Origin of the sequence: Stenotrophomonas sp. C3(2023) (genome assembly GCF_032911385.1) — a bacterium.
In the GTDB taxonomy this organism is placed as follows: Bacteria; Pseudomonadota; Gammaproteobacteria; order Xanthomonadales; family Xanthomonadaceae; genus Stenotrophomonas.
In genome coordinates this window covers 1,209,735-1,234,463 of the sequence record NZ_JAWJLO010000001.1, presented here as the reverse complement: position 1 = coordinate 1,234,463, position 24,729 = coordinate 1,209,735, and the positions used below count along the sequence as shown (strand labels likewise).

General features: G+C 67.9%; 19 protein-coding genes. 7 read left to right on the top strand and 12 right to left on the bottom strand.

The features are described 5' to 3' along the window. Nucleotides 1-58: 58 nt before the first annotated feature. From RZA67_RS05370 to RZA67_RS05340, 7 genes are all read right to left on the bottom strand, one after another. A complete protein-coding gene (locus RZA67_RS05370; protein ID WP_317211597.1) occupies nucleotides 59-3,091 on the bottom strand; it encodes a TonB-dependent receptor in 3,033 nt (1,010 codons plus the stop codon). A 335-nt stretch (nucleotides 3,092-3,426) separates the two neighbouring features. Further along, a complete protein-coding gene (locus tag RZA67_RS05365) occupies nucleotides 3,427-4,098 on the bottom strand; it encodes a rhomboid family intramembrane serine protease (RefSeq protein WP_317211596.1) in 672 nt (223 codons plus the stop codon). Nucleotides 4,099-4,170: 72 nt separating this feature from the next. Then, nucleotides 4,171-4,536: an MGMT family protein gene (locus RZA67_RS05360; RefSeq protein ID WP_317213826.1), complete on the bottom strand. Its 366-nt coding sequence runs from the start codon at nucleotides 4,534-4,536 to the stop codon at nucleotides 4,171-4,173. Further along, nucleotides 4,533-5,456, bottom strand: coding sequence for a DMT family transporter (locus RZA67_RS05355; protein WP_317211595.1), 924 nt, complete (start codon nucleotides 5,454-5,456; stop codon nucleotides 4,533-4,535). The genes RZA67_RS05360 and RZA67_RS05355 overlap by 4 nt, the downstream gene beginning before the upstream one ends. An 81-nt stretch (nucleotides 5,457-5,537) precedes the next feature. Beyond that, entirely contained in the window at nucleotides 5,538-6,905 is a 1,368-nt protein-coding gene (gene gorA, locus RZA67_RS05350) for a glutathione-disulfide reductase (protein ID WP_317211594.1), read from the bottom strand. Nucleotides 6,906-6,995: 90 nt separating this feature from the next. Further along, complete coding sequence (locus RZA67_RS05345; RefSeq protein ID WP_317211593.1) at nucleotides 6,996-8,237, bottom strand: DUF418 domain-containing protein; 1,242 nt, start codon at nucleotides 8,235-8,237, stop codon at nucleotides 6,996-6,998. Between the two features lie 294 nt (nucleotides 8,238-8,531). After that, nucleotides 8,532-9,014 (bottom strand): peptidylprolyl isomerase, encoded by a 483-nt coding sequence (locus RZA67_RS05340; protein WP_317211592.1) that lies wholly within the window; start codon nucleotides 9,012-9,014, stop codon nucleotides 8,532-8,534. 111 nt (nucleotides 9,015-9,125) lie between these two features. On the opposite strand from RZA67_RS05340, the gene RZA67_RS05335 reads away from it, so the two are divergent. Continuing rightward, nucleotides 9,126-9,680, top strand: coding sequence for a C40 family peptidase (locus RZA67_RS05335; RefSeq protein ID WP_317211591.1), 555 nt, complete (start codon nucleotides 9,126-9,128; stop codon nucleotides 9,678-9,680). 132 nt (nucleotides 9,681-9,812) lie between these two features. Next, nucleotides 9,813-10,577: a C40 family peptidase gene (locus tag RZA67_RS05330; protein ID WP_317213824.1), complete on the top strand. Its 765-nt coding sequence runs from the start codon at nucleotides 9,813-9,815 to the stop codon at nucleotides 10,575-10,577. A gap of 123 nt (nucleotides 10,578-10,700) precedes the next feature. Here RZA67_RS05330 and RZA67_RS05325 read toward each other — a convergent pair whose 3' ends face one another. Next, nucleotides 10,701-12,026 carry a dicarboxylate/amino acid:cation symporter gene (locus RZA67_RS05325; RefSeq protein WP_317211590.1) on the bottom strand — a complete coding sequence of 442 codons (1,326 nt, stop codon included), beginning with the start codon at nucleotides 12,024-12,026 and terminating at the stop codon, nucleotides 10,701-10,703. A gap of 154 nt (nucleotides 12,027-12,180) precedes the next feature. Between RZA67_RS05325 and RZA67_RS05320 the strand changes: the two genes are divergently transcribed. The 4 genes from RZA67_RS05320 to RZA67_RS05305 all read left to right on the top strand — a co-directional run bounded on the left by RZA67_RS05320 (nucleotide 12,181) and on the right by RZA67_RS05305 (nucleotide 16,436). Further along, entirely contained in the window at nucleotides 12,181-13,881 is a 1,701-nt protein-coding gene (locus RZA67_RS05320; RefSeq protein ID WP_317211589.1) for an alkaline phosphatase, read from the top strand. 103 nt (nucleotides 13,882-13,984) lie between these two features. After that, complete coding sequence (tilS, locus tag RZA67_RS05315) at nucleotides 13,985-15,271, top strand: tRNA lysidine(34) synthetase TilS (RefSeq protein WP_317211588.1); 1,287 nt, start codon at nucleotides 13,985-13,987, stop codon at nucleotides 15,269-15,271. Between the two features lie 36 nt (nucleotides 15,272-15,307). Continuing rightward, nucleotides 15,308-15,568 (top strand): exodeoxyribonuclease VII small subunit, encoded by a 261-nt coding sequence (locus RZA67_RS05310; protein ID WP_317211587.1) that lies wholly within the window; start codon nucleotides 15,308-15,310, stop codon nucleotides 15,566-15,568. Then, nucleotides 15,558-16,436 (top strand): farnesyl diphosphate synthase, encoded by an 879-nt coding sequence (locus RZA67_RS05305; RefSeq protein WP_317211586.1) that lies wholly within the window; start codon nucleotides 15,558-15,560, stop codon nucleotides 16,434-16,436. The genes RZA67_RS05310 and RZA67_RS05305 overlap by 11 nt, the downstream gene beginning before the upstream one ends. 334 nt (nucleotides 16,437-16,770) lie before the next feature. Here the strand turns inward: RZA67_RS05305 and RZA67_RS05300 are convergent, their stop codons facing one another. Further along, nucleotides 16,771-17,145, bottom strand: a complete 375-nt coding sequence (locus RZA67_RS05300; protein WP_317211585.1) for a DUF4870 domain-containing protein — start codon at nucleotides 17,143-17,145, stop codon at nucleotides 16,771-16,773. A gap of 89 nt (nucleotides 17,146-17,234) precedes the next feature. Continuing rightward, nucleotides 17,235-18,605 (bottom strand): metalloprotease PmbA, encoded by a 1,371-nt coding sequence (gene pmbA / locus RZA67_RS05295; RefSeq protein WP_317211584.1) that lies wholly within the window; start codon nucleotides 18,603-18,605, stop codon nucleotides 17,235-17,237. A gap of 68 nt (nucleotides 18,606-18,673) precedes the next feature. Here pmbA and yjgA point away from each other — a divergent pair, with 68 nt between their 5' ends. Further along, nucleotides 18,674-19,258, top strand: a complete 585-nt coding sequence (gene yjgA / locus RZA67_RS05290) for a ribosome biogenesis factor YjgA (protein WP_317211583.1) — start codon at nucleotides 18,674-18,676, stop codon at nucleotides 19,256-19,258. Nucleotides 19,259-19,317: 59 nt separating this feature from the next. On the opposite strand, the gene tldD is transcribed toward yjgA, so the two are convergent. Next, nucleotides 19,318-20,763, bottom strand: coding sequence for a metalloprotease TldD (tldD, locus tag RZA67_RS05285; RefSeq protein WP_317211582.1), 1,446 nt, complete (start codon nucleotides 20,761-20,763; stop codon nucleotides 19,318-19,320). A gap of 82 nt (nucleotides 20,764-20,845) precedes the next feature. Continuing rightward, nucleotides 20,846-24,706 carry a YhdP family protein gene (locus tag RZA67_RS05280; RefSeq protein ID WP_317211581.1) on the bottom strand — a complete coding sequence of 1,287 codons (3,861 nt, stop codon included), beginning with the start codon at nucleotides 24,704-24,706 and terminating at the stop codon, nucleotides 20,846-20,848. Nucleotides 24,707-24,729: the final 23 nt, after the last annotated feature.

The following is a 24,729-nucleotide window of genomic DNA, read 5'->3' as shown; positions in this document are numbered from 1 at the left end:
GGCACGGCTTTGAAAACGCTGCGTGCCGACCGGAGTCGGCACGCCGCTGCGGTGACGATCAGAAGTCGTACGACGCGCTCAGGCGCACCGAACGTGGCGCACTGAAGTAGGTGCCGATGCCGTAGGTGTTGGACACCGTGTACGGCCCACTCTGGTACTCGGCTTCGGACTGCAGTACACGCCGCTGGTTGAACACGTTGAACACATCCACCGCCAGCCCCAGCCGGTGCGCGGCAAAGGCAGGCCGGTACATCGCGCCCAGATCCAGCCGCGCGGTCCATGGCTGCCGCCCCGCATCACCCGGGCGTGACGGCTGCCCATTGCAGAAGTGGTACGACGAACCGTAGCCCAGCGGGTCGCTCTCGTCGCTGCCGTAGTAGCCCAGGCAGCTTCTTGGCATCCCGGACATCACCCGCAGCGTCGCCGACGCCATCCACTCCGGGGTGATCTGCCAGGCGCCGTAGGCCTTGAGCTGGTGCCGCCGGTCATTGGCCAGGTAGCCACCGGCGTATTCCATCAGCGACACCGCGTCCCAGTCCTGCGTCTTGGAAACATCGCTCTGCCCGATGTCCGACTTCACCTGGCCTTCGGTGTTACCGAAGCTGCGCGACCACGTGTAGTCAAGCCGCCCGTACCACCGCGCCTGCATCGGATGCTCGACGAACAGGTCCACACCCACATAGTCGCGCTTGGCCTTCCTGCCCGCAAAGCCCCAGTCGGATGCGCTCATCCGCACCGGCGTATAGCCCGAACCATCGCTGTGCCTGAGCTGGAACGTGTTGGTGCGCCCGGGATTGAAGATCACGCATCCGGGGATGTCCACAGCGGAGGGATCAACACCGCTGGCCTGCAGCTTCTCGACAAACCGCGCGGCATCGCAGGTGTCGTCGATGGCGCTCTGCAGGCGGCGCAGGGTCAGCTTGGCGCCCGCGTTCCACTGCGTGCCCAGGGTCTTCTCGAAGCCGAGGATCAGCTCGTCCTGGAACTGCGAGGCCAGGTCGCTGGGGGCCACCGAGCGCGGGTCCGGCGTCTGACCGTACTCGTTGTTGCTCGACACCGGGCCGGGGCCCAGCGCGCCCAGACCGGTGGGCACCCCATTGGCATCGATGCCGGTGTAGGTGAAGTATTCGCGCGTGAACGTGGAGGCCGATGCACCGCGGATGGCCACGCTGTTGGGCAGCGCCAGGTAATAGCGGCCCAGGTTGGCGAACAGCTTCAGCGAGGCGTCGCCGTGCACATCCCAGCTCGCGCCGAGCCGCGGCGCCCACTGGTTGCCACTCTCCACATAGGCCACCGCAGCGCTGTTGTAGTTGGTGAAGCGGTCGTTGCGCAGACCCAGGGTCAGCAGCCAGTCGGGGCTGACCTGCCAGCGGTCCTCGAGGTAGTAAGCCTTCTGGCTGACGGACATGCTGGTAGTGGTGGAGAAGATGTACTTCTGCACGAAGTAGCCCTGCCCGCCCGGCGGCGCGATGCCGAACGCCGCGTTCGGCGACTGGTCCGGGGCGATGCGTGAATAGATCCATGCATGGCCGGGACCGCTCATCGCCTGTCCTTCGTTGTGTGCCTGGTAGACCATGTTGTCGATGCCGGCGGTCAGCTCGTGGTCGCCCAACCGGTACTGCAGGTCCACACGCAGGCCGCGGGTGATGCTGCCGGCATCGGGCGCCTTGCTTGACGAGGCCGGCTGATCATTGCGGATGGGCGTGCCGCCGGTGATCGCCGGGTCCTGGTTGCCGGCGCCACTGAGGTAGGGATTGAGCGAGTCACGCGGGTTGTAGCGCAGATTGCGCTCGCGGCTGCGCCCCCAGACGGCACTCAGGCTGAGGTCATCGCTGAGGTAACCGTGGTAACCGAGAATGTCGAAGCTGTTCTTGAGTTTGGTGGTGTCGGCAAAGGTGCCGGTGCGCCCGCCCTCGGCCAGCGTTTCATAGTCGAATGCGCGGTAGTATCCCCCCTGGCGGTCGGTGTTCTGCAGACGCGTGTACTCCAGGGTGTGGTCGTCGGTGATGTTCCAGTCGACCTTGGCGTAGACCTTGGGCAGGGTGATCGAATAATGGTTGCGCACCTGCTGCGCGCTTTCCGCTGTGGCGGTGGACACCCCCTCGATCCGCTCCTGTTCGGCCGCCAGATGCACGAACAGGCGGTCTTCGACCAGTGGCCCGCTCACATAGGCGCTCTGCGTGGTGCGGGTTGCCTTGTCGTCGTCACGGTAGCGGTACAACGTGCCCGGCAGGTCGGCATCGGTGTACTCATGACCCGGCGGCAGCGTGCCGGCGGGGTAGCGTACGTTGCGTGGCGTCCAGGCCAGCGCCGCGGGCGACCAGGTTGCCTGCGCGCCGAAATGCCAGGTATTGGTGCCGCGCTTGCCGAGCTGGTTGATCACACCGCCCGTGGAGCGCCCATAGCGGGCACTGTACCCGCCGGTGAAGGTCTCCTGCTGGTCGATCGCCCCGTACGGCAGACCGACGCCGCCGAGATTGCTCAGCGGGTTGCTGGCGTTGAATCCATTGAGGTAGTACGCGTTCTCGGTCACGCTGGCGCCACCGAAAGACACCACGCTGCGCGAGCCGTTTGCAAACTCACCGCTGCCGGCCACCACACCCGGCGCCAGCAGCGCGATGGACTCGGCACTACGACCCAGCGGCAGCGTATCGAGCTGTTCAGAGGTGATGACCGAGCGCGATACCGTGTTGGTCACATCGATCCTGGGCACGTTGGCGGCGGTGACCGTGACCGTGCCGAGCGTGGTGGCATCGGCACTGCTGCGGCTGCTGAACGAAACCTCGGTGCCTGCGCCCACGCGCAGCTGCACGTTGTCGCGTCGCTCGGTCACCACGCCATCGCGCTGCAGTGAAATGGTGTAGCGGCCCACCGGCAGCGCGCCGAGCAGATAGCGCCCCTTCTCGTCCACCGCCGTGGACCGGCGCAGGCCGGTATCGCTTTCCACGACCACCAGGGTGCCCGGTGCCACGGGGGCAGTGCCGTACAGCGAGCCGGTGGTGCTCTGCGCGGCGGCGGCACCGATCATGGAAACCAGAACAGCGGTCAAAGCGGAACGCTTCAGGCCCGTGGCCTGCACGCGATGGGTCATGGGGACTACCTCTCAGGAGTGGTCGGGGGTGTGGCGCTCCGTTGCTGCCCAGGCAGCACCGTGCGTCACGACCGGGAGGTTAAGCACCCCTCCCGGCGAGCGACAAAACCGACACTCACAGGTAACCCTTTGATCAAAATACCTTTATTGAACGCATCCCAAACACGTCATGTAACCCAGGGCAGAAGCGTGCCGACGCTGACGGGCCCGGCACGCCGCCGTCGCGGTAATTCGTGCACGTGGCGACACGCCCGTCAGTCAGGCGCATCGAGCACCGCCACGTGCGACACGAATGAATATTCCCTGACACATTGCTGCCGCCTTGACTGATACCGCTAGACCCCGCGCAGGTGGTTGGGACGCTTGCGCGGGCCGCGTGGGCCGCCGCGTCCGAACGGCGGCTGCCCACGCCAGTACCGGATCAGCAGCCATCCGAACAGCATGCCGCCAAGGTGGGCGAAGTGGGCAACGCCCGGCTGCCAGCCCGTGGCACCCAGCACCAGCTCACCAACGCCGAACAGGATCACGAAGGTACGCGCCTTCATCGGGATGGGCGGGAACAGCAGCATCACGCGCTGGTTGGGAAACAGCATGCCGTAGGCCAGCAGCAGGCCGAACACACCGCCGGACGCGCCCAGCACCGTGGCCGGGTTCTGCAGCAGCGAACCGACCAGCAGCTGGCACAGGCCGGCGCCGACCACGCAGACCAGGTAGTAGGTGAGAAAACGCTTCTCACCCCAGGTCTGCTCCAGCGCGGCGCCGAACATGAAGACCGCCAGCATGTTGAAGAACAGATGGCCGAAGCTGCCGTGCAGGAAGCCGTAGGTGAGCAGCTGCCAGATCTGGAACCCGCCGCCGACGGAGACCATGCCAAAATCATCCTGCAGCGGCTGCAGCATGAACGGTGCGAAGAAACGGTCGCCGAGCAGGAACGGCTGCTGCAGCAGGAACAGCACGGCGTTGATGATCAACAGCGCTTTGGTGACGGGGGGCAGTCGGGGGAACATGGGCGCATCCTTTGGATCAGCCACCATCATATAGCGTCCGCCCGTCAGCACCGGGTCGGTGCGCGCGTGCGTTCAACCCGGCCTGCGACCGCCGCCTGGCAATGTCGGACCCCACACGGCCGCATCCAATGCCTGCATGGGGTCGGCCCGCACGCGGCGTACCCGTCCGTTCTCGACCACCACCCCTTCGCTGCGCAGCCGCTGGCACTGCGCATGCCATCCCGCCGATCCTTCCGGCATGGCAATCCGCCCGTCGGCGCGCAGCACCCGATGCCAAGGCAGGTCCGGGTCGTCGTTGCGCCCCAGCACCTGCGCCGTCATGCGGGCGCGTCCGGGCAGCCCGGCATGCAGGGCCACCTCGCCATAGCCCATGACCTGCCCGGCCGGAATGGCCCGGATCACCCCCAGGATGGCCTGGCGCGCCTGTTCGCTGTTCAGCGCCGCAGCCGGGTCACCAGCAGCACGCCGATCAGTACCAGAACGGTGCCGGCGACCTGCGCCGGTCCCATGGGTTCGTCCAGCAGCCATAGACTCATCACGATGGTGGAGACCGGCCCGAGCATACCGACCTGGGCGGCCAGCGACGAGCCGATGCGCTTGACTGCCAGCATGATGGCCAGCACCGGCAGCACCGTGCACACCAGCGCATTGACCAGCGACAGCCAGTGCACCGGGGCCGGCGCCTGCCACAGCAGCGGCAACGGATGGGTCAGGGAAAAATGCAGCAGGACCAGCACACACGCCACGCAGCTGGCCTGCGCGGTCAGGCGCACCGCTCCCACCCGCGCGACCACTCGCCCGCTGCCATACAGATACAGCGCATAACTGAGCGCACTGCCGAGCACCAGCGCACTGCCCAGCACGATCCGCCCGCCCTCGCGCTGCAGATCGTGGCCGAAGGCCAGCAGCACGCCAAGGTAGCTCAGGCCCAGCGCCGCCACCTGCCAGCGCCCGGGCCGCTGGCGCGCCAGCAGCACGTTGATCAGCAGCACCAGGGTCGGGTTGAGATAGAGAATCAGCCGTTCCAGGGTCACGCTGATGTACTGCAGGCCCTGGAAATCCAGCCAGCTGGACAGGTAGTAGCCGGTGAAGCCCAGCCATGCCACGCGCGCGCGGTCATGCCAGGACAAGCGGGTGGCGCGGCGCGAGGACCACCATGCCAGCAGCAGGAACAGCGGCATCGCCATGGCCATGCGCAGGGCCAGCAACGTGGTGGCATCCACGCCGTGGCGCAGCCCGAGCTTGACGATGATGGCTTTGCCCGAGGCGGCCACCGCACCGACCGCCGCCAGGCCGACACCGCCCAGTGCAAGCCGTGAGGAGGCGGTGGCCGGGCGCGGGGATGCAGACGTGGACATGGGCGACGACAGGCAGGCCGCGCAGGGCGGCCTTCAACAGGGGGCAGGCTGCCATTGTCGCACGCGCGTGCGGCGCCGCACCTAGCGCATCAGCACCACTTCCTCGGCCGAGGTCGGATGGATGGCCACGGTCGCATCAAACTGCGCCTTGGTGGCGCCCATTTTCACCGCGACGGCAAACCCCTGCAGAATCTCGTCGGCGGCCTCGCCCAGCAGATGCACACCGACCACGCGCTCGTCCGGGCCGGCACACACCAGCTTGAACAGGCTGCGCTGGTTGCTGCCGGCCAGTACCTGCAGCATCGGGCGGAAGCTGCTGCGATAGACGCTTACCTGCTCGTGGCATTGCCGCGCCTGTTCTTCGCTCAGGCCGACATAGCCCAGTGGCGGATGCGAGAACACCACGCTGGGGACCGTGTCGTACTCCATCTTCGCCGCGGGCTGCCCACCAAACAGCCGGTCCATCAGGCGACGCGCCGCTGCGATCGCCACCGGGGTCAGGCCGACCTTGCCGGCGACGTCGCCCACCGCGTACACGTTGGGGACGGACGTGGTCTGCCATGCATCCACCACGACCTCGCCGCGCTCGCCGACCTCCACGCCCAATGCTTCCAGGCCAAGGTCGGCGGAGTTGCCGCGACGGCCGGTGGCGAAGAACAGCGCATCGAACACGCTGTCGGTCGGGCCGTCATGGCCATAGGCGCGCACGCGCTGGCCGTCGCCATCACGCTTCAGCTCGCGCAGGCGGTAACCAAAGTGGATACGTACACCCTGCTGGATCAGGTTCTGCGCGAGCTGATCGGCCAGCTCACCGTCGAACCGGTCCAGCAGACGCTGACCGCGTACCAGCAGGCTTACCCGGCTGCCCAGCGACTGCAGCAGACCCGCCAGCTCGACCGCGATGTAGCCGCCGCCAACGATGGCGACCTCTTCCGGCGCGTGGCGCAGAGCGAAGAAATCATCGGAGACCAGACCCAGCTCGGCACCGGGAATGTCCGGCCGCTGCGGGTGGGCGCCGGTGGCGAGCAGGATGTGTTCGCCGCTGATCCGCACGCCGTCGCTGCACTCGACGGTATGCGCGTCCAGCAGGCGGCCGCGTCGCGGCACACGCACCACGCCGTGTTCGTCCAGGCGCGTGCGGTAGATGCGGTGGATGTTCTCCACGTAGGCCTGGCGGCGTACCACCAGTTCCTGCCAGGACACCTTCGCCCGCGCCGCCACCTCGAAGCCCATTGCATGGGCCAGTTCAACGCGTGTAGCCAGATCAGAGGCCAGCCACATCGCCTTCTTCGGCACACAACCGACATTGACGCAGGTCCCGCCCAGTTCGCCCGGCTCGAGCATGGCCACGCGGCGCCCGTACTGCGTTGCGCGCAGGGCCGCGGCCAGTCCGCCGGAGCCACCGCCCAGCACGATCAGGTCGTAATCATGATTGTTGCCCGTTGCCATGGTGCACCCGTACGTTCATCAGTGCACAGCATGCCATGCTGGCTGCGCTGCGGCAGGTGAGCACGCGGTGGCCGACGCTGCCGCCCCTGATCAGCGGCGCAGTGGCGGCAGCGCCAGGTAGGTAAGTCCCCGCCAGAGCCACTCGACCGGGCCGAAGCGGAAGCGGGCCAGCCACAGATGACTCAGCACCACCTGGCCTGCAAACAGCAGCACCGCAAAGGGCAGCTGCCACAGCCGCGGCATCTGCTCGAAGAAACCAAGGCCATAGCCGTAGAACAGGCCCGTGCATACCAGCGACTGCAGCAGATAGTTGCTCAGCGCCATGCGCCCGGGCGCAGCGAGCCACGCCAATGCGCTGCGCGCGCGCACGATCCAGGCCAGATACCCCAGGCACATCAGCAGGCTGGCCAGCGCTCCCAGTGCATAGGCCACTCCGGTGGCCGGCAGGAACTGGCCCGGGGCCATGTACGGGACCCACAGCGCACTACCGGCCATCATCACCACTCCTGCAGGCAGCGCCCCCCAACGCAGGGCGCGGTACAGTCCGGCAAAGCGCTCCGGCTGGGCCAGTGCACCGCTGCGCGCAAACCAGCTGCCGAGCAGGAACATGCCGAAAATTTCCGGGCCGGTGATCAGCATGCCGCCGGGCAGCCGCTGCAGGTCGGCCCAGCGCTGCGCGCATGCCTGCAACCAGCTGCCGTGCCCGAACGCCTGCCGTTGTGCTTCGATGGCCTGCTGCGCAGCAGCCATGCTCGCGGTGCTGTCCAACACACCGGGATGCCCTGCTGCAAGCATCACCAGCAGCGAAAACAGCACGCTCAGGCCGATCGCCACGCCGTACACCAGTACCGCCGCCACCGGCAGCGCGCTGAGCGGAAACCGGCGGAAGGCCAGCAGCAGAAACGAGAGCAGCGCATAGGGCAGCAGGATGTCGCCGGACCACACCAGCAACGCGTGCGCCAGCCCGATCACCAGCAGGCCCAGGCTGCGGCGCAGGTACAGGGGCACGAAGGCGCGCCCGGCGCGCTCGGCGCGTTCGCTCATCACCGCAAAGCCGGCGCCGAACAGCAGCGAGAAAAGCAGGAAGAACTTGCCCTGCACCAACACATACACCAGCGCGTCAGCGGCGTAATCCAGACCCTGCCAGCGCGGGTCGATGCCGGTGAAGGACAGGTCCAGCGGGCCGGTGTAGGCCTCGATGTTCATCAGCAGGATGCCCAGCAGGGCCGCGCCGCGCAGCACGTCCATCACGGTGATGCGGTCGCTGGCTGCCAGCGGCAGCAGGGAGGTGGAAGCGAAGGTCACGGGGTTTCCAGCGACAGGGGCGGTCATTATCCACCAGCGGACGATGGCTGCCAGCGGCCATGGTCCTTGCGGCGGGCTTTTGGCGGACGAACGACTCGTCGGCTGCCGGGCGGGCAAGGCGTGCGGGGGTGTGGGAGCCCGGGATGGGCGGACACAAGCCCCCATGGATGGGTTCACGGCGTCCCCCGCACGCCTTGCCCGCCCGGCCGCCGACGGTTTCATGGACGGCCGGATGCGTTTCAGGAAAACAGACGTTCAAAAGCAAAGGCGAGACGGCGGGCAAAAAAACGGCCCGCCGAAGCGGGCCGTTTCTGCATTCACTCAGTGCTGGTGACCGCCGTCACCGTGCACGTGACCGTGGTCGATCTCTTCCTGCTTGGCTTCGCGCACTTCGATGATTTCCACGTCGAAGTGCAGGTCCTTGCCGGCCATCGGGTGGTTCAGGTCGACGTCGACCACGCTCATGCCGACCTTCTGCACGGTCACCGCACGCGGGCCGAAATTGGTCTGCAGCACGACCTGCTGGCCCGGTGCCAGCTTGGTGTTGCCGAAGTGCTTCTTCGGCACGCGCTGGCTCAGGCCGTCGCGGCGCTCGCCGTAAGCATCGGCCGAAGCCACGTCCACGCTGAAGGTGGCGCCGGCTTCCTTGTCCATCATCGCGTTCTCAAGGCCGGGGATGATGTTGCCGTGGCCGATCAGGATGGCCAGCGGCTCGCCACGGTCCTTGGAGGATTCGATCGGCTCCTGGCCGGCTTCGGCGACGGTGTAGTGGAAACGGACAACGCGGTCTTTTTCGATCTTCATGCGCAACTCTGTCTGGGTCTGCACGCGTGCAGGGGGTTGGGGCGGGTTGTCGCCCGGCGGGGACACAGCCATGATGTCGGCCTTCCCAAGGTGGCGCATTATCCGGAGATCATGCCCCTCACGCCAGTTTCCCTGATGCTTCCCCGTGCGGCCAGCCCTGTGCTGGCCGTCCTGATGGTCTGCGTGGTCAGCGCCTGTGGTGGTGGCAGGACCACCCGGGCAGCGCCGCCGGTGGCGCCCCCCGCAGCAGCAGCTACGCACTGGCCTGCGGTCAGTCCGGCCAATCCGCAGGCCGCCAACTCCGTGCTGATGCGGGCCATCAGCCTGGTTGGCACACCCTATCGATTCGGTGGCAATACGCCGGACTCGGGCTTCGACTGCAGCGGCCTGGTGACCTATGTGTATCAGGAGATGCTCGACCTGCGCCTGCCACGGACCTCGCGCGAGCTTGCTGCGGTGCAGGGCCCGAGGATCGACCCGCAGCGGCTGGCCACCGGCGACCTGGTGTTTTTCGGCAGCCGCGGCAATGTCACCCATGTTGGCATCTACGTGGGTGAAGGCCGCTTCGTTCATGCCCCCAGTACCGGCGGTACCGTCAGGCTCGACTCACTCGGTGGCCCCTACTGGAAAGACCACTACACCGGGGCCAAACGCGTCCTCCACTAAGCTGAATTGGCGAAATATCAAAAACCGTGACGCGCATCACGCTGCGATAAACGAATATTTAACGGAATTTGTACCAACCGTGCGCTTTTGGCGTGCATCATGGCCCATCGCTTTTTGACCTGTGACCGCCGCGTGACGACCGACGAATCGATGCATGAAGGCCAGACTGCCTCACCCCAGCGACGCAAGCGTACTTCGCGACCGCTTCTGCTCTCTCTTGCACTAAGCTTTGCCAGCACCTCGGTCTGGGCCCAGAACGCACCGGCCACCGCGTCCGGTGACGTTGTCGCCAGCACTGCCGCCACCGTTGCAGCGCCTGCCGCCGCCGCACCGCGCAGCCGCGCCGATGCCGCCGCCAGCGCCACCTTGGCCGCCCTGCTTCCGCACCTGGCCGCCAGCGACACCATTCCGCTGATGGACCGTTCGGCCATGGTGGCCGGTGATCTGAGCCGCCTGCTCGCCAATTACGATGCCAGCACCCAAGGCACGGTCACCCTGACCGAGGCCGACAACGGCAAGGTCCAGTCGCTGCTGCGACGCGCGATGACCCTGCTCGGCACCCCCTATCGCTGGGGCGGCAGCACGCCGGACAGCGGGTTCGATTGCAGTGGTCTGGTCGGCTATGTGTTCCGCACCGCCTTGGGCATTGAACTGCCGCGCGTGTCGCGCGAAATGGCCAGCGACCGCAGCAACGAGCTGATCCAGGATCGCAACTCGCTCGCTGCGGGTGATCTGGTGTTCTTCGGTCGCAAGGGCCGCGTCGATCACGTTGGCATCTATGTCGGCGAGGGCCGCTTCCTGCATGCGCCGAGCACTGGCAAGGACGTCCGTGTGGACACCCTGCTGACCGGATATTGGGGCAACAAGTTCATGCAGGCCCGCCGCGTCGACCTGTAAGTGCGTCGATCAGGATCACGAGAAAACCGCTGCCCTGCAGCGGTTTTTTTTGGCGGCGCCCTGGTAGGTGACGACCGTTGGTCGTCACGCTTCTGATGACCGATTGCCGGGCAGAGCCCGGCACTACCTCTGCGGGTCGGGGTCGTCCACGCCGACATTGCCGGTCGCGCTGTCATACACCTGCTGGTCCAGCAGGCCGGTTTCCTTGGCCACCAGCACCGGCACCAGCATCTGGCCGGTGACGTTGGTCATCGTGCGCATCATGTCCAGCACGCGGTCGATCGCGTACAGGTACCCGATGGTCTCCAGCGGCAGGTTGGCCGCACTCAGCACCACGGTGGCCATGATCACGGCTGTGCCCGGCACGCCAGCGGTGCCGAAGCTGCCCAGCACCGAGGCGATCAGCACCACCACGTACTGCTCGGGGCTCATCGGTACGCCGCTGTACTGCGAAATGAACACCGCGCACAACGCCGGGTAGATGGCGCCGCAGCCGTCCATCTTGATGCTCGCGCCGAGCGGCACGGCGAACGAGCCGTAATCCTTGTTGACGCCCAGGTTGTGGGTGATCGAACGCAGCGCCACCGGCATCGCGGCAAAGCTTGAGGAGCTGACGAAGGCCACCTGCATGCCCGGGGCGGCACCGCGGAAGAATTTGAGTGGGTTGAGGCCGTGGGAGAGCAGCAACGCGCTGTAGACCACCACGATGTGCAGCGCGCAGGCCACGTACAGGGCAAGTACGAAATTGCCCAGCGGCAGCAGCTTCTCGAACCCGTAACTGCCGACCAGTCCGGCAATCAGGCCGAAGGTACCGATCGGGGTGACTTCCAGCACGAAGCGGGTCACCTGGATCATGATCTCGCTCATCTGGCCCACCAGCTGCCGTGCCTGGGTGACCTTCTCACCGAGCTTGACGATGGCAAAGCCGACCAGTCCGGCAAAGAAGATCACCGGCAGGATCGAACCACGGCCCGCCGCCAGCACGGTCTCGCCCGCCTCGTTGACCCGGGTGCCGATGCCCGACAGCGCATAGAACACATTCGACGGCACGACATCGAGCAGCACCTGGACCACGCTGGGCACTTCGCGCGGCACGTAATCGTGGGCCATGCTCAGCTGCAGGCCGCCGCTGCCGGGCTGCATCACCGTGCCGACGCCCAGACCGACGCAGACCGCCAGCGCCGCAGTGACCACGAACCACAGGAAGGTGCGGCCACTGAGGGCGGCCACCGACTTCTGTCCGTGCAGCGAGGAGATGGCATTGATGACCGCGAAGAACACCAGCGGCACCGCGATCATCTTGATCAGGGTGACGTAGAGGTCGCCGAGCGGCCCGAACCACGTTTCCGCGGCAGGGCCCAGCAGCCAGCCGGCCAGGGCACCAAGTACGAAGCCACCGACCACGCGTTGCCAGAACGGGATGCGCAGCCAGGCAGAGACCAGCTTCATAGGGGATCCAACATGTGATACAGGGGGAGGACCGCACGATATCCGATGCGGCAGCCGCCGACGAGATGTGCAGGGAAAATCAGCGTGTCATCGGCGTGCATTGCAGGGGCAGGCATAATGAATGCCCGTTTTGCTTTGTGAGCTGCCCGCGTCCATGAGCCGTTCCGTGTCCCTGTTGTCCGCCTGCGCAGCAACCCTGCTGCTGGGCGCCTGCGCCAGTACCTCCCCTGCCCCCGCTCCGGTCGGGCTTAATGTCAACGTCGACCCGGTGACTCACCCGGAGGGTGAGACGCCCCAGTGGTGGTACCGCAGCGGCGCGGCCACCGCGGCCGCGCACGGGGCGATGTCCGGCAAGGCCAGGAACGTCATCCTGTTCCTCGGCGATGGCATGAGCCTGACCACCGTGGCCGCTGCCCGCATCTTCGAGGGCCAGCGCAATGGCAACCCGGGTGAAGAGAACCTGCTGTCCTGGGAACGCTTCCCGGCCACTGCGTTCAGCAAGACCTACAACGTCGACTCGCAGACGCCGGACTCGGCCGGGACCATGACCGCCATCACGACCGGCGTGAAGACTCACATGGGCGCCATCGGTGTCAGCGCCGGCAGTCGCCACGACTGCGCCGACAGCCTGGACAAGGGGCTGCTGACCTGGCTGCAGCTGGCTGACAGTGCCGGCATGGCCACCGGCATCGTGTCCACCGCGCGCCTGACCCATGCCACGCCGGCGGCTACGTACGCGCATTCGCCGGAGCGCAACTGGGAAAACGACACCGATGTGCCCGAGGAAGCGAAGGCGGCCGGCTGCAAGGACATCGCCCAGCAGCTGCTGAGCACCGCCCGCTTCGGGCGCGGCCCTCAGGTGGCGCTGGGCGGCGGCCGGGGCGAGTTCACCCCGGTCGACGAGCGCGATCCCGAGTATGACGACAAGGTCGGCCAGCGCCTGGACGGGCGCAACCTGGTCACCGAGTGGAAGCAGGCACATCCGCAGGGTGCCTACGTGTGGAACGCCGAACAGCTGCGTCAGGCGGCCAACGCACCGCAGATCCTGGGTCTGTTCGAGCCGGACCACATGCAGTACGAGCACGATCGCAGCCAGGACCGTGGCGGTGAGCCCAGCCTGGCCGAGCTGACCCGTGCGGCCATCGCCAACCTGTCCCGCGATGGCAACGGCTACGTGCTGATGGTGGAAGGCGCGCGCATCGATCACGCCAACCACAGCGGCAACGCCTACCGTGCATTGAGCGATACGGTGGCACTGTCCGATGCCGTGCGCGCAGCGGCTGAGGCGACCTCGGCCGAGGACACGCTGATCATCGTCACCGCCGACCACTCGCATACGCTGAACTTTGTCGGCTATCCGGCCCGCGGCAACCCCATCCTGGGCAAGGTCAAGGACAAGGGCGGCGAAGACGGGACCGGCAAGCTGGACCTGGCGCTGGACGGTCTGGGCCAGCCTTACACCACGCTGAGCTATGCCAACGGCCCCGGCTACACCGGCGCCAGCAACCAGCAGGCCGAAGGTCCCAAGCGTTACCCGCACAACCCGAGCAGCTTCGAGCCGCGCCACGGTCGCCCCCAGCTGAGCGAGGTGGACACCGAGCATCCGGACTACATGCAGGAAGCACTGGTGCCGGCCAAGAGCGAATCGCACGGTGGCGAAGATGTCGGCATCTGGGCACGTGGCCCGGGCAGCAGCGCCATCCGCGGCACGCTGGAACAGAACACCATCTACCACATGATCGTGCAGGCCACCCCGCGCCTGCGCGAGCGCCTGTGCCAGGCCGGCGGCTGCGACGCGCAGGGCGTGCCGGTGGAGCTGCCCGCACCGAAGGCGTTCGAGCGCAGCGCGAAGTAACACCTGCGCCCGGTTGACCGACAGTGGCCGCCCTGCGCGGCCACTGTCGTATCGGCTGTTTGCAGCGATACTGGGGCACTTTTCGTCGCGTGGTAACCGCACTGTGTCCTCACTCCCTCATCCGGTCCTGCCCGATGCGCCGCTGCTGGTGGGTTACAGCGGCGGACTGGACTCGACGGTCCTGCTGCACTGGCTGTGGCAGGCGGCCCAGGCCAGCGGCACGCGCCTGCGCGCGGTGCATGTGCATCATGGCCTGCAGCCGGCGGCAGACGACTGGGCCCTGCACTGCCAGCAGCAGTGCCATCAGCGTGGCATCACGCTGGCGGTGCACCGGGTGACGGTGGACCGCCAGGCAGGGCTCGGCCTCGAAGGCGCGGCACGACAGGCACGGCGCGCGGCATTCGCCGCCGAGCTGCGCGCGGGCGAACAGCTGGTGCTGGCCCAGCACCGCGATGACCAGGCCGAGACCTTCCTGCTGCACGCCTTGCGTGGCTCGGGCATCGATGGACTGGCAGCGATGCAGGAACACACCCTGCTGGGCGCCAGCCCACTGTGGCGGCCCCTGCTGCCGCTGGACCGCGCGCAGATCCTCGCCTACGCGGTGCAGCACCAGCTGCAGTGGATCGAAGACCCCAGCAATGCGTGCGATGAGGCGGACCGCAACTTCCTGCGCCTGCAGGTGCTGCCGCTGCTGCGCCAGCGTTGGCCGCACGCAGCCGCGGCGCTGGCCGGCAGCGCCGCGCACTGCGCGCAGACCCGACAACTGCTGGATGCAGAGGACGCCGAGCTGCTGGAGCACCTGGAGGTTGCCCCGCGCGTGCTGTCGGCAGCGCTGCTGCGCCAGCTGCCGCCTTCGCGCGCAGCGCGCGTGCTGCGCCGCTGGGTACGTCAGCACGGGGCTGCGGCGCTGCCGGCACGCGCGCTGGACCAGTTGCAGCACGATCTGCAGCACACCCCGGTCGACCGCGGCTGGCAGGCGCGCTGGGAGGACCAGTCGGTGCGCCAGTGGCGGGACCACCTCTACCTGTTGCCCGCCGCCTTGCCGCAGCTGCCCGCGCACTGGCAGGCGCCGTGGGACGGCCGCGCGCCGCTGGTTCTGCCCGACGGCGGGCAGCTCGCCCTGATCGGCGCGCACGCGCTGCCCGAGCCGGTGCAGGTGCGCGCACGCCGCGGTGGTGAGCGGATCACCCTGCGCGGCCGCGCGCACTCGCACGCGCTGAAGGACTGCCTGCAGCGCGAGCATCTGGCGCCTTGGCGGCGCGCGCAGTTGCCGTTGTTGTTTGCCGGGCAGACCCTGCTTGCCGCTGCCGACGTGCTGCTGGCCGCGCCGCTCCAGGACTGGCTGGAGCAGCAGGGCGCGCGCCTGCAGTGGCGGCCGGGCGGCTGGTGAATTGACCCCTGCGCGTTGCCCGTCCACACTTGCCACATGGCTAAAAAAACCCCTGAAAACGCCTCGCCTGTTGCCCAGTTCGAGCACTCCCTCGAATCGTTGGAGCAGCTGGTCGAGCAGATGGAAACCGGTGAGCTGAGCCTGGAAGCCTCGCTGAGCGCCTACGAGCGCGGCGTCGGTCTGTACCGGCAGTGCCAGCAGGCGCTGCAGCAGGCCGAGCTGCGGGTGAAGCTGCTCACCGATCCGGCACAACCGGAAACGGCCGAGCCTTTCGATCCGCCCCGCCATGACGGCTGAGGTGCGCTTCGCCGACTGGCGCGCACGTATCGAGGCGCGGCTGGACGCGGCGCTGCCGTCGTCGGCACAGGCGCCGCAGGGACTGCATCAGGCCATGCGTTATGCAGTGCTCGGCGGCGGCAAGCGCATGCGGCCGCTGCTGGTGATGGCCGCAGGCGAGGTGTTCGGTGCGAGCGCCGACGATCTCGATGCCCCGGCGATGGCGGTGGAGCTGATTCACGCCTACTCGCTGGTGCACGATGATCTTCCGGCGATGGACGATGATGCGCTGCGCCGTGGCAAGCCGACCACGCATGTGGCGTTTGACGAAGCCACTGCGATCCTCGCTGGCGACGCGCTGCAGGCACGTGCCTTCAGCCTGTTGGCTGATGCGCCGGTGGCCGCGACGCTGCGCGTGGGCTGCCTGCAGGCGCTGGCGCAGGCGGCCGGCGCGGCGGGCATGTGCGGTGGCCAGGCACTGGATATCGATGCCACCGGCAAGCTGCAGTCGATGGACGAGCTCACGCGCATGCATGCACTGAAAACCGGCGCGCTGATCCGCGCGGCGGTGCGCATGGGCGCCTTGTGTGGCCATGCGCAGGAAGACGACCTGCAACGGTTGGACCGGTTTGCCGATGCGCTGGGCCTGGCGTTCCAGGTGCGCGATGACATCCTCGACGTGGAAGCCAGCTCCGAGCAGCTTGGCAAGACCGCTGGCAAGGACCAGGCACAGGACAAGTCGACCTTCCCGGCCCTGCTGGGTCTGGACGGCGCCAAGGCGGAACTGTCCGGACTGGTGCAGGTGATGGAGCAGGCGCTGGCCGGCTACGGCGAGGAGGCAGACAGCCTGCGGGCGCTGGGACGGCTGGCCGTCGAGCGCGATCACTAGCTCTGGCCGACGGCCGGGCGGGCCAGCGCCGCGGGGTCTGCGCGACGGTTGGGCAGGTTGGTCTTGCGGGGGACGCCGTGAACCCATCCCTGGGGGCTTGTGTCCGCCCATCCAGGGCTCCCACACCCCCGCAAGACCAACCCGCCCCACCTCGGAGACTGTACGGGCGGGCCAGCGCTGACGGCAGAACATCTTCACCACTGATCTTGAAGGGGGCAACTGCTGCTGGCAGGTGACGACCGTTGGTCGTCACGCTGTCGCTGTTGCTCTTTTCCCTTGCAATAGAAAACGCCCGGCCAGGCCGGGCGTTTCTGCGTCGCGCGAGCGCGCCGGATTACTTGATCAGGCGCAGTGCGAACGGGTAGCGGTAGGCTTCGCCGTTGTTGGACTTCACCGCCGCAACGATGGCGAACACCAGGCCGAACAGGCCCACCAGCGGAGCCAGCAGGGCACCGATGATGACAACGGACAGCACCACGCAGATCAGCATGGCGATGCCGATGGTGATCTGGAAGTTCAACGCTTCCTTGGCCTGGTCGGTAACGAAGGACTTGTTCGGGTCGTCCTTGCTGATCAGCCAGATCACCAGCGCACCAATGGCCCAGGTGAAGATACCCAGCAGATGGGCGGCCAGCGCCATGGTGCGCTGGTCACTGGGGACGGTGCTGCCCGGGGTGACCGGCGGGGTGGCGTTGTCGAACTCGCTCATCGTGAAGCTCCTTGTCGTTATCTGGGGGACGATGCTGGCCTGCTCCCCGCAGACCATCGCAACCCGCCTAGATTACGCCATAAGCGTCATCAATCGTCGCCAGCGACCGTCATTTTTCCGATCAGGATCGAACCCACCTGCACGTGCGAGCGCGGGTCGACGTCCGCGCCAACGGCCTCGATGGCGTTGAACATCTCGCGCAGGTTGCCGGCGATGGTGATGCCATCGACCGGATGCTGGATCTCGCCATTCTCCACCCGGAACCCACCGGCCCCGCGCGAGTAGTCGCCGGTCACGCCGTTGACGCCCTGCCCCATCAGTTCGGTGACCAGCAGGCCCTGGCCCATCTGCCGGGCGATGCCGTGCAGGTCCAGCCCCGGCGCGCTTGCCGCCACCTGCAGGTTGTGCACGCCGCCGGCGTTGCCGGTGCTCTGCAGGCCGAGCTTGCGCGCCGAATAGGCACCGAGCAGGTACCGTTGCAGCACGCCATCACGGATCAGCGCCGACTCACGCGTGGCCACGCCATCACCATCGAAGGCAGCCGAGCGCAGGCCGCGGCGCAGATGCGGGCGCTCGTCGATCTGCATCCACTGCGGGAACAGCTGCTGGCCGACGCTGTCGAGCAGGAAGCTGGACTGGCGGTACAGCGCGCCACCGGAGACCGCTGACAACAGATGTCCGATCAGACTGCGCGCCACTTCCGGGGCAAACAGGACCGGCATGCTGGCCGTGGCCAGTGAACGCGGCTGCAGGCGCGCCACCGTGCGCTCGGCCGCGCGCCGGCCGATGCTGGCTACATCCTGCAGGTCGTCGCGTGCCAGTGCGCTGCTGTACCAGCCATCGCGCTGCATGCCATCGCCCTGGCCGGCGATCAATGCACAGCCAATCGAATGATGGGTGCCGCGTTCGCGGCCGACAAACCCGTGTGAGTTCGCGTACACCGATACGCTCTGCGCGGTGGAGGCCGAGGCGCCGTCGGAGTTGCTGATGCGGCTGTCGCTGTCCCGCCCCGCCGCTTCGCAGGCCAGCGCCAGGTCGATGGCCTGCTCGGCCTGCAGCGCCCACGGGTGCCATCCATCAAAGTCCGGGAACGCGGTCGCCATCAGTTCGGCATCGGCCAGACCGGCGGCCGCATCGTCCTCGGTGTGGCGGGCAATCGCACAGGCCTGCTCCACCGTGGCAGCCAGGCTGGCCGGGTGCAGGTCGGCGGTACTGGCGCTGCCCTTGCGCTTGCCGAAGTAGACCGTCACCGCGATACCACGGTCACGCGTGGACTCGACGGTTTCCACCTGGCCCATGCGCACGTTGACGTCCAGCCCGCGGTCTTCGCTGCAGGCCACCTCGGCCTGGCTGGCGCCAAGCCGGCGTGCCGTGTCCAGCAGCTGGCGGGCAATACCTTCAAGGCGGTCCAGCTGGGCCCGGCTGTCCTCAACGGCCACTTCAGGGGCGATCACGTTCAATGCTTTATCCTGTACAGGTTGGGCCCGGCATGACGCCGGGCGACGATATCTTGAAGTAGGAACAGACGATGCGCGGACGCGACGAAGAAACCGGTGAATTCCTTGACAAGAGCCGCAAGCAGAAGCGCGGCGAAGCCCTGGAAGTGCTGGCCCTTGGCGAGAAACTGGTGTCGCTGACCCCGGCACAGCTGGCGCGCCTGCCGATTCCGGAAGACCTGCTGCCGCACATCGCCGAGTGCAAGCGCATCACCGCGCACATCGCGCACAAGCGCCAGCTCGCCTTCCTGGCCAAGCACATGCGCCGGGAAGACGAAGCTACGCTGGAGGCGATCCGCGATGCGCTGGATGCCAACAGCGATACCTCGCGGCGTGAGGTGGCGATGCTGCACCGGGCCGAGGACTGGCGCGAGCGTCTGCTTGAGCAGGGTGATACCGCGCTGGCCGCGCTGCTGGACGAATACCCGCAGGCCGACCGCCAGCAGCTGCGTACGCTGGTCCGCAACGCACAGGCCGAGAAGGCGAAGAACAAACCGCCGCGTGCCTACCGCGAGATCTTCCAGGTGCTGCGCACGCTGATGCTGCCCGCCGCGCTGGGGCTGATCAGCGCTGCCCACGAGGCCAGCGACCTCGACGGGGAAAGCGAACAGGACTGAGGTCCGGTGCGCGGCGGCCGCCGGGCCGCCGCTGGCATGCGGCGCAATCACCCGCACGTTCAGGCCTGCGTGCCGCCGATGGTCAGTCCGTCGATCAGCAGCGAGGGCTGACCCACGCCCACCGGCACGCTCTGCCCGTCCTTGCCGCAGATACCCACGCCCGCATCCAGTGCGAGGTCGTTGCCGATCATGCGCACCTTCTGCATGGTTTCCGGCCCGTTGCCGATCAGCGTGGCGCCCTTCACCGGCGCGGTGATGCGACCGTTTTCGATCAGGTAGGCCTCGGTCGCCGAGAACACGTACTTGCCGCTGGTGATGTCGACCTGCCCGCCGCCGAAGTTGACCGCGTAGAGCCCCTTTTTCACCGAGCGGATCATTTCTTCCGGGTCGTGCTGCCCAGCGCGCATGTAGGTGTTGGTCATGCGCGGCATGGTCAGGTGCGCGAAGGACTCGCGGCGACCGTTGCCGGTCGGCGTCATGCCCATCAGCCGCGCGTTGAGGCTGTCCTGCATGTAGCCCACCAGAATGCCGTCCTCGATCAGCGTCGTGCACTGGGTGGGCTGCCCTTCGTCGTCGATGTTCAGCGAACCGCGCAGCCCCTCCAGCGTGCCGTCATCGACGATGGTCACGCCGGGCGCGGCTACCCGCTGGCCGAGGCGGCCCGCGTAGACGCTGGTGCCCTTCCGGTTGAAATCGCCTTCCAGCCCGTGGCCCACCGCTTCGTGCAGCAGCACGCCCGGCCAGCCAGGTCCCAGTACCACCGGCATCACGCCGGCCGGTGCCGACACCGCTTCAAGGTTCACCAGCGCCTGGCGCAGGGCTTCGCGGGCGAAGGCTTCGGGGCGCCCGCTGGCGAACAGCTCGGCGTAGTCGTAACGGCCGCCGCCGCCGGCGTATCCGGACTCACGGCGGCCACCCTGCTCGACGATGACCTGCACGTTGAGCCGCACCAGCGGCCGGATGTCGGCTGCCAGCACACCGTCGCTGCGCGCGATCAGCACCGTATCCACGCCACCGGACAGACCCACCATGACCTGCTTGACGCGGGGGTCTGCCGCGCGCAGGAAGGCGTCCAGGCGCTTGAGCACCTCGACCTTGGCCTCGTTGCCAAGGCTGTCGACCGGATCAACGGCCGGGTACAGCGCGCGGCCGTGACCCCGCACCAGCGACTTTCCGGCCAGTGCGCCGCCCTCGCGGGAGATCGCCCGCGCCGACTGCGCCGCTGCGGTAAGCGCGTCGCGCTGGATGTCATCGGAATAGGCAAACCCGGTCTTCTCTCCGGCCATGGCGCGTACGCCCACACCCTGCTCGATCGAGTGGGCGCCATCCTTGACGATGCCGTCCTCCACGCTCCAGCTTTCGCGGCGGGCGTGCTGGAAATACAGGTCGCCAAAGTCGATGCCCGGGCCAAGCAGATGGCCGAAGGTCTGTTCCAGGGTTCCCGCATCGAGCCCTGCGGGCTGCAGCAGGCGGTGGTGGGCAAGCGTCAGTGCGTTGTCGGTCATTGTCCTGATCTTGGGGCGAGGCGCGGCCATGCAAGGTGCGCCGGATGAACGGAAAACAGCGGGCGGCCTCGGCCGTGGCCGTCTAGCGGGCCGGTGCAGACTTGCGCGGCGCCGATGGCTGGCGCTCGGCCACCTCGACCTTGGGCTCTTTCCAGGGGCCGGTGACGTGGTAGGTCTTGGCACCGATCTCGCCGAGCGGCTTGGCCAGCACCGCGTTGGTCGCCGCGCCCAGCGCAGCACCCACCGGACCACCGGCCACCGCGCCTACGACGGTCAGCAGGTTGCCTGAGCGTGGGTTGACGTCGATGATCTGGTCGAACTGCTGCGCGCGCAGGTCGGTGCGACCACGAATGCGGATGTCCGCCGCCGGGCCTTCGATGGTGATGCCGTCGGTGGTGGCCGAGCCCTGTCCAAACTGCACACTGCCAGCGACCTGGTTGAAGGCCAGGCCCTTGGAGAAGAAATCGCGGAAGTCGAACATCAGCCGCCGCGGCAGCTGGGCCACGCTCAGCAGGCCGAGCACGCGCCCGGCACCGGGCTCGAGTTCGAGCAGCTGGCCATTGCGTGCCTGCAGCTGCAGCTGCCCCTGCAGATCGCCCAGCTGGAAATCGGAGGGACCGCCCGGCCAGCCCGCCTGCAGGTCGATCCGGCCCTGACCACCGCGCAGCTGGCCAGGCTGGTCCAGATCGGCCAGCAACGCGCCCAGGTCCTCGCTGCGTACCTGCGCGGTCACCTCGGTACGTGCGGCCGCGCCCTTCCCCAGCCAGCGCCCATGCACGTCGATGGCCTGGTGCGGTGAGCGGAACGTCAGCTGGTCCACGCTCAGCCCGCCCGCTACCGGATGGGTACGCAGCACCGCCTGGCCGAGCTTGATGTTGCCGAACTGCAGATCCGCCACGTCCAACGACAGCGGCGGCACCGCGGCCGGATCGGTATCCTCGGCGGTCGCTTCCACGCGTGCAACGGTCGGCGCGGCGTCGGGCAGCTGGATCAGGGCGCCGTCGGCCGGCACCTTGACCTTGGCCGGCAGCGAACGCCAGTACACCCGCTTCAAACTGCCGCTGATGGTGCCGCCACTGGCGTTGGGTACCTGCAGCTGCCCTTCCAGCGACGGCCCCTGCAGGTTCACCTGCAGCTGCTGCGGACCGGGTCGCAGGTTCAGGCGTGTGTTCTCGAACACGCCACCGGCCAGCAGCAGCTGGGCCACCTGCACGTCCACCGAGCGCAGCGGCATGTCATCGCCATCGCTGTCGCCGCCCCGCGCCAGGCTGATCCATTCCAGTGCATCCAGCGAACCGCTGCGGCCATTGATGGCCAGTCCACTGGCCGGCGGCTCGCGGTCCACGCGCGAGCGGCCCAGCGTGACCTGTACGCCGGTCTGGTTGCCCTGACTGCGCGCGGCGAGCGCCAGCCGCTCGCCGAAGGCCACATCGATGCGCCCGGCGCCCATCGGCAGAGGCGCATCAACCGAGGTCGCCAGCGCCTCCCCGGCCGGCTTGTCCAGCGGCGCGGGCAGGTCAAGCCGGGTGCCGACCAGGTCCGAATGCAGGTGCAGTTGCGCGGCCGGTGCCGTCGCCGCGGCGGTCACTGTCGTGCCGACCGGCACCTTGGGCAGGGTGACGCCGATGTTCCAGCGCGAGCTGCCGTTGATATAGGGCTTGAGCCATGCCAGCTCCGGCGCGCGGTCGAGCAGCAGCCCGGCATCCATGGTGGCCTGCAGCTGCGACTCGAAAGCGTGCTGCGGGTCGCGCACGTAGCTGCCAGCGCGCAGGTCCAGCAGACCTGGCTGGCCGAGATGGCGCACGGCCAGCTGCTCGGCCGCAAAGCCGCCACTGCCATACCGGGCCGAACCACGCACCTCATCAAACGCCAGTGCGTAGCGGTTCTCGACCAGCCTGGCACCGGAGAGTTCCACTGTGCCCTGCAGATGACCCGGCTGATCGTGATGCAGCGGCTGCAGCAGGTCGAAGGTCACCGCTGCCGGTCCGCTGGCCACCAGGTTGTCCAGCGTGTCAGCGTACTCCTCGTGCAACGGACTGCGTTTGAGCATGGCCAGCAGCGTCGCTGCGTCACTGTTGCTGCGCGCGCGCACATACAGCGGCGCATGGGCGAAGTTGTCGATGCCGGCCTGCAGCCCTTCCACCGCCACGCCGGCCAGCTGGCCGCGTCCGCGCAGCTGGAAACCGGGCCCGACGAAGTCGATGTCCGCATCGACCTGGTCCATCACCGGCCAGTCGTTCTGGAAGCGGATGCTGCCGCCATCAATATGGCCACTGGCCTGGAAGATGCCGTCGTGATTGTCGAACGGCCAATCCTCCAGATCACCGGTGACCAGCCCGATGCCGCCGCGGACATGGCCGTCCACCAGTGCCATGTCCAGCCAGTCGGTGGCGGCCTGGCTCATCTTTGAATGAATCCAGAACCGCTTGGCAGCGGTCATCGGCACATCATCAAGCCGGGCCGCCAGCTGCAGCCACGGGGCGCTGCCATTGCCCTGGAACCACATGCCGCCGCGCACGTCAGCGGCGTAGTCGGTGCCCTGCACGCGCAGTGCTGGTGTGCCGATGCGCCAGCCACCGGCCTCGTCGCGCCAGCCCACCACCTGGCCGGCCAGATGCACGTCGTGACGCACGCCAAAGCCCGCCGGCCAGTTGAACTGCAGCTCACGCTGGGCGTCCATGTCCAGGATGAAACCCTGCGCGTCACCCTCGAAGCGCCCGGCCACGCCCTGCAGTCCGGGGCCGCCGTCGACGCTGGCAAACGAAAGCTGCGCCAGCTCGCCACGTGCACGCAGTGCCCCATCGCGCTCGCCGTAGAGCTCCAACCGCTTGACCTGCAGCTGCGGCCGCGCGCGGAACAACCAGTCGCGTGTGCCGGCTGCGATACGGTCGCTCAACGCCAGCACGCGCAACGCGGCACCGGCCTCGACGTTGTCCCCCAACAGGGCCAGATGCTGGCCGCCGCCGAGCAGCAGTCCATCGAGCACCTGCTCCCTGCCGTCCATCGCGATGCGCAGACGCGGCGCTTCGGCGCGCCAGCCCCCGCGACTGTAGCGCCAGCGTGCCCGGACCTGCACCCGCTGCAGCTCCACCGCAGGGGAGGCATCATGCGGGAGCGGCGCTCCAGTCAGCCGCAGCGCACGCAGATCCGAATCGGTGGTCACCATCACCGGGCGGAAATCACGCAGATCCACCCAGGCACTGAGTTCACCCTGACCCTGCTGCAGGCGCAACCCGCCCGCCGCAAGCAGGGCCGACCACGGCGCCAGGTCGACCGGGTCCGCACCCAGCCAGGCCTGCCCATCTCCCTTGCGACGGTCGACGTCGAGCACCGCGGCCAGTGGTGGAGCAGCCTCGTCGGCCCAGGCCCGCACACCGACCCGCAGGCGGTCGCCGTTGACGCGCAGACGCAGATCGATGCGCGGCACGCGCGCGTCCAGCCCCAGCGCCGGCGCCAGTACATGCAGCTTGCCGCGCTCCACCTGCAGCTCGCCGAGGCGGCGCAGGGCATCGAGCGGATCGCCGGACTGCGCATCGGGCAGCCCACGCACGCGCCAGCGGCCATCGTCATCACGTTGCAGGGTCAGATCCAGGCCGCGCAGGCGCAGCTCGGTCAACGAGCGACCCGGCAGCAGGCCGGCATACATGGCCACCTGCACCTGCGCCTGGCCGATATGGAGCCCGTCGCCGGGGCCGATGCGCAGGCCCTCCAGCTGCAGCAGCGGACCACGGCGGGTCCACTCGGTCGTGAGGTGTTCAAACCGGACCGGCTGGCCGGCACGGCTGCTCAGCCAGTCGGCCACCTGCTGCGGATGGCGCTCGGCCAACGGCAGCAGCTGGCTGAGGGTGCCCACCAGCAGCGCCACGACGACAAGGGCCACGGCGACGGTACAGGCAGCAAGACGGCGGATCCTTCGCAGTCGCAGGCGCGGCGGCGCGTTCATCGACCGTCGCGACGCGCCACAGC

What these genes read in the sequence shown, in the direction of transcription:
- RZA67_RS05370 (WP_317211597.1), bottom strand. Translation starts at nt 3,091, where the DNA reads ATGACCCATCGCGTGCAGGCCACGGGCCTGAAGCGTTCCGCTTTGACC.
- RZA67_RS05365 (WP_317211596.1), bottom strand. Translation starts at nt 4,098, where the DNA reads ATGTTCCCCCGACTGCCCCCCGTCACCAAAGCGCTGTTGATCATCAAC.
- RZA67_RS05355 (WP_317211595.1), bottom strand. Translation starts at nt 5,456, where the DNA reads ATGTCCACGTCTGCATCCCCGCGCCCGGCCACCGCCTCCTCACGGCTT.
- gorA (WP_317211594.1), bottom strand. Translation starts at nt 6,905, where the DNA reads ATGGCAACGGGCAACAATCATGATTACGACCTGATCGTGCTGGGCGGT.
- RZA67_RS05345 (WP_317211593.1), bottom strand. Translation starts at nt 8,237, where the DNA reads ATGACCGCCCCTGTCGCTGGAAACCCCGTGACCTTCGCTTCCACCTCC.
- RZA67_RS05340 (WP_317211592.1), bottom strand. Translation starts at nt 9,014, where the DNA reads ATGAAGATCGAAAAAGACCGCGTTGTCCGTTTCCACTACACCGTCGCC.
- RZA67_RS05335 (WP_317211591.1), top strand. Translation starts at nt 9,126, where the DNA reads ATGCCCCTCACGCCAGTTTCCCTGATGCTTCCCCGTGCGGCCAGCCCT.
- RZA67_RS05325 (WP_317211590.1), bottom strand. Translation starts at nt 12,026, where the DNA reads ATGAAGCTGGTCTCTGCCTGGCTGCGCATCCCGTTCTGGCAACGCGTG.
- RZA67_RS05320 (WP_317211589.1), top strand. Translation starts at nt 12,181, where the DNA reads ATGAGCCGTTCCGTGTCCCTGTTGTCCGCCTGCGCAGCAACCCTGCTG.
- RZA67_RS05310 (WP_317211587.1), top strand. Translation starts at nt 15,308, where the DNA reads ATGGCTAAAAAAACCCCTGAAAACGCCTCGCCTGTTGCCCAGTTCGAG.
- RZA67_RS05305 (WP_317211586.1), top strand. Translation starts at nt 15,558, where the DNA reads ATGACGGCTGAGGTGCGCTTCGCCGACTGGCGCGCACGTATCGAGGCG.
- RZA67_RS05300 (WP_317211585.1), bottom strand. Translation starts at nt 17,145, where the DNA reads ATGAGCGAGTTCGACAACGCCACCCCGCCGGTCACCCCGGGCAGCACC.
- yjgA (WP_317211583.1), top strand. Translation starts at nt 18,674, where the DNA reads ATGCGCGGACGCGACGAAGAAACCGGTGAATTCCTTGACAAGAGCCGC.
- tldD (WP_317211582.1), bottom strand. Translation starts at nt 20,763, where the DNA reads ATGACCGACAACGCACTGACGCTTGCCCACCACCGCCTGCTGCAGCCC.
- RZA67_RS05280 (WP_317211581.1), bottom strand. Translation starts at nt 24,706, where the DNA reads ATGAACGCGCCGCCGCGCCTGCGACTGCGAAGGATCCGCCGTCTTGCT.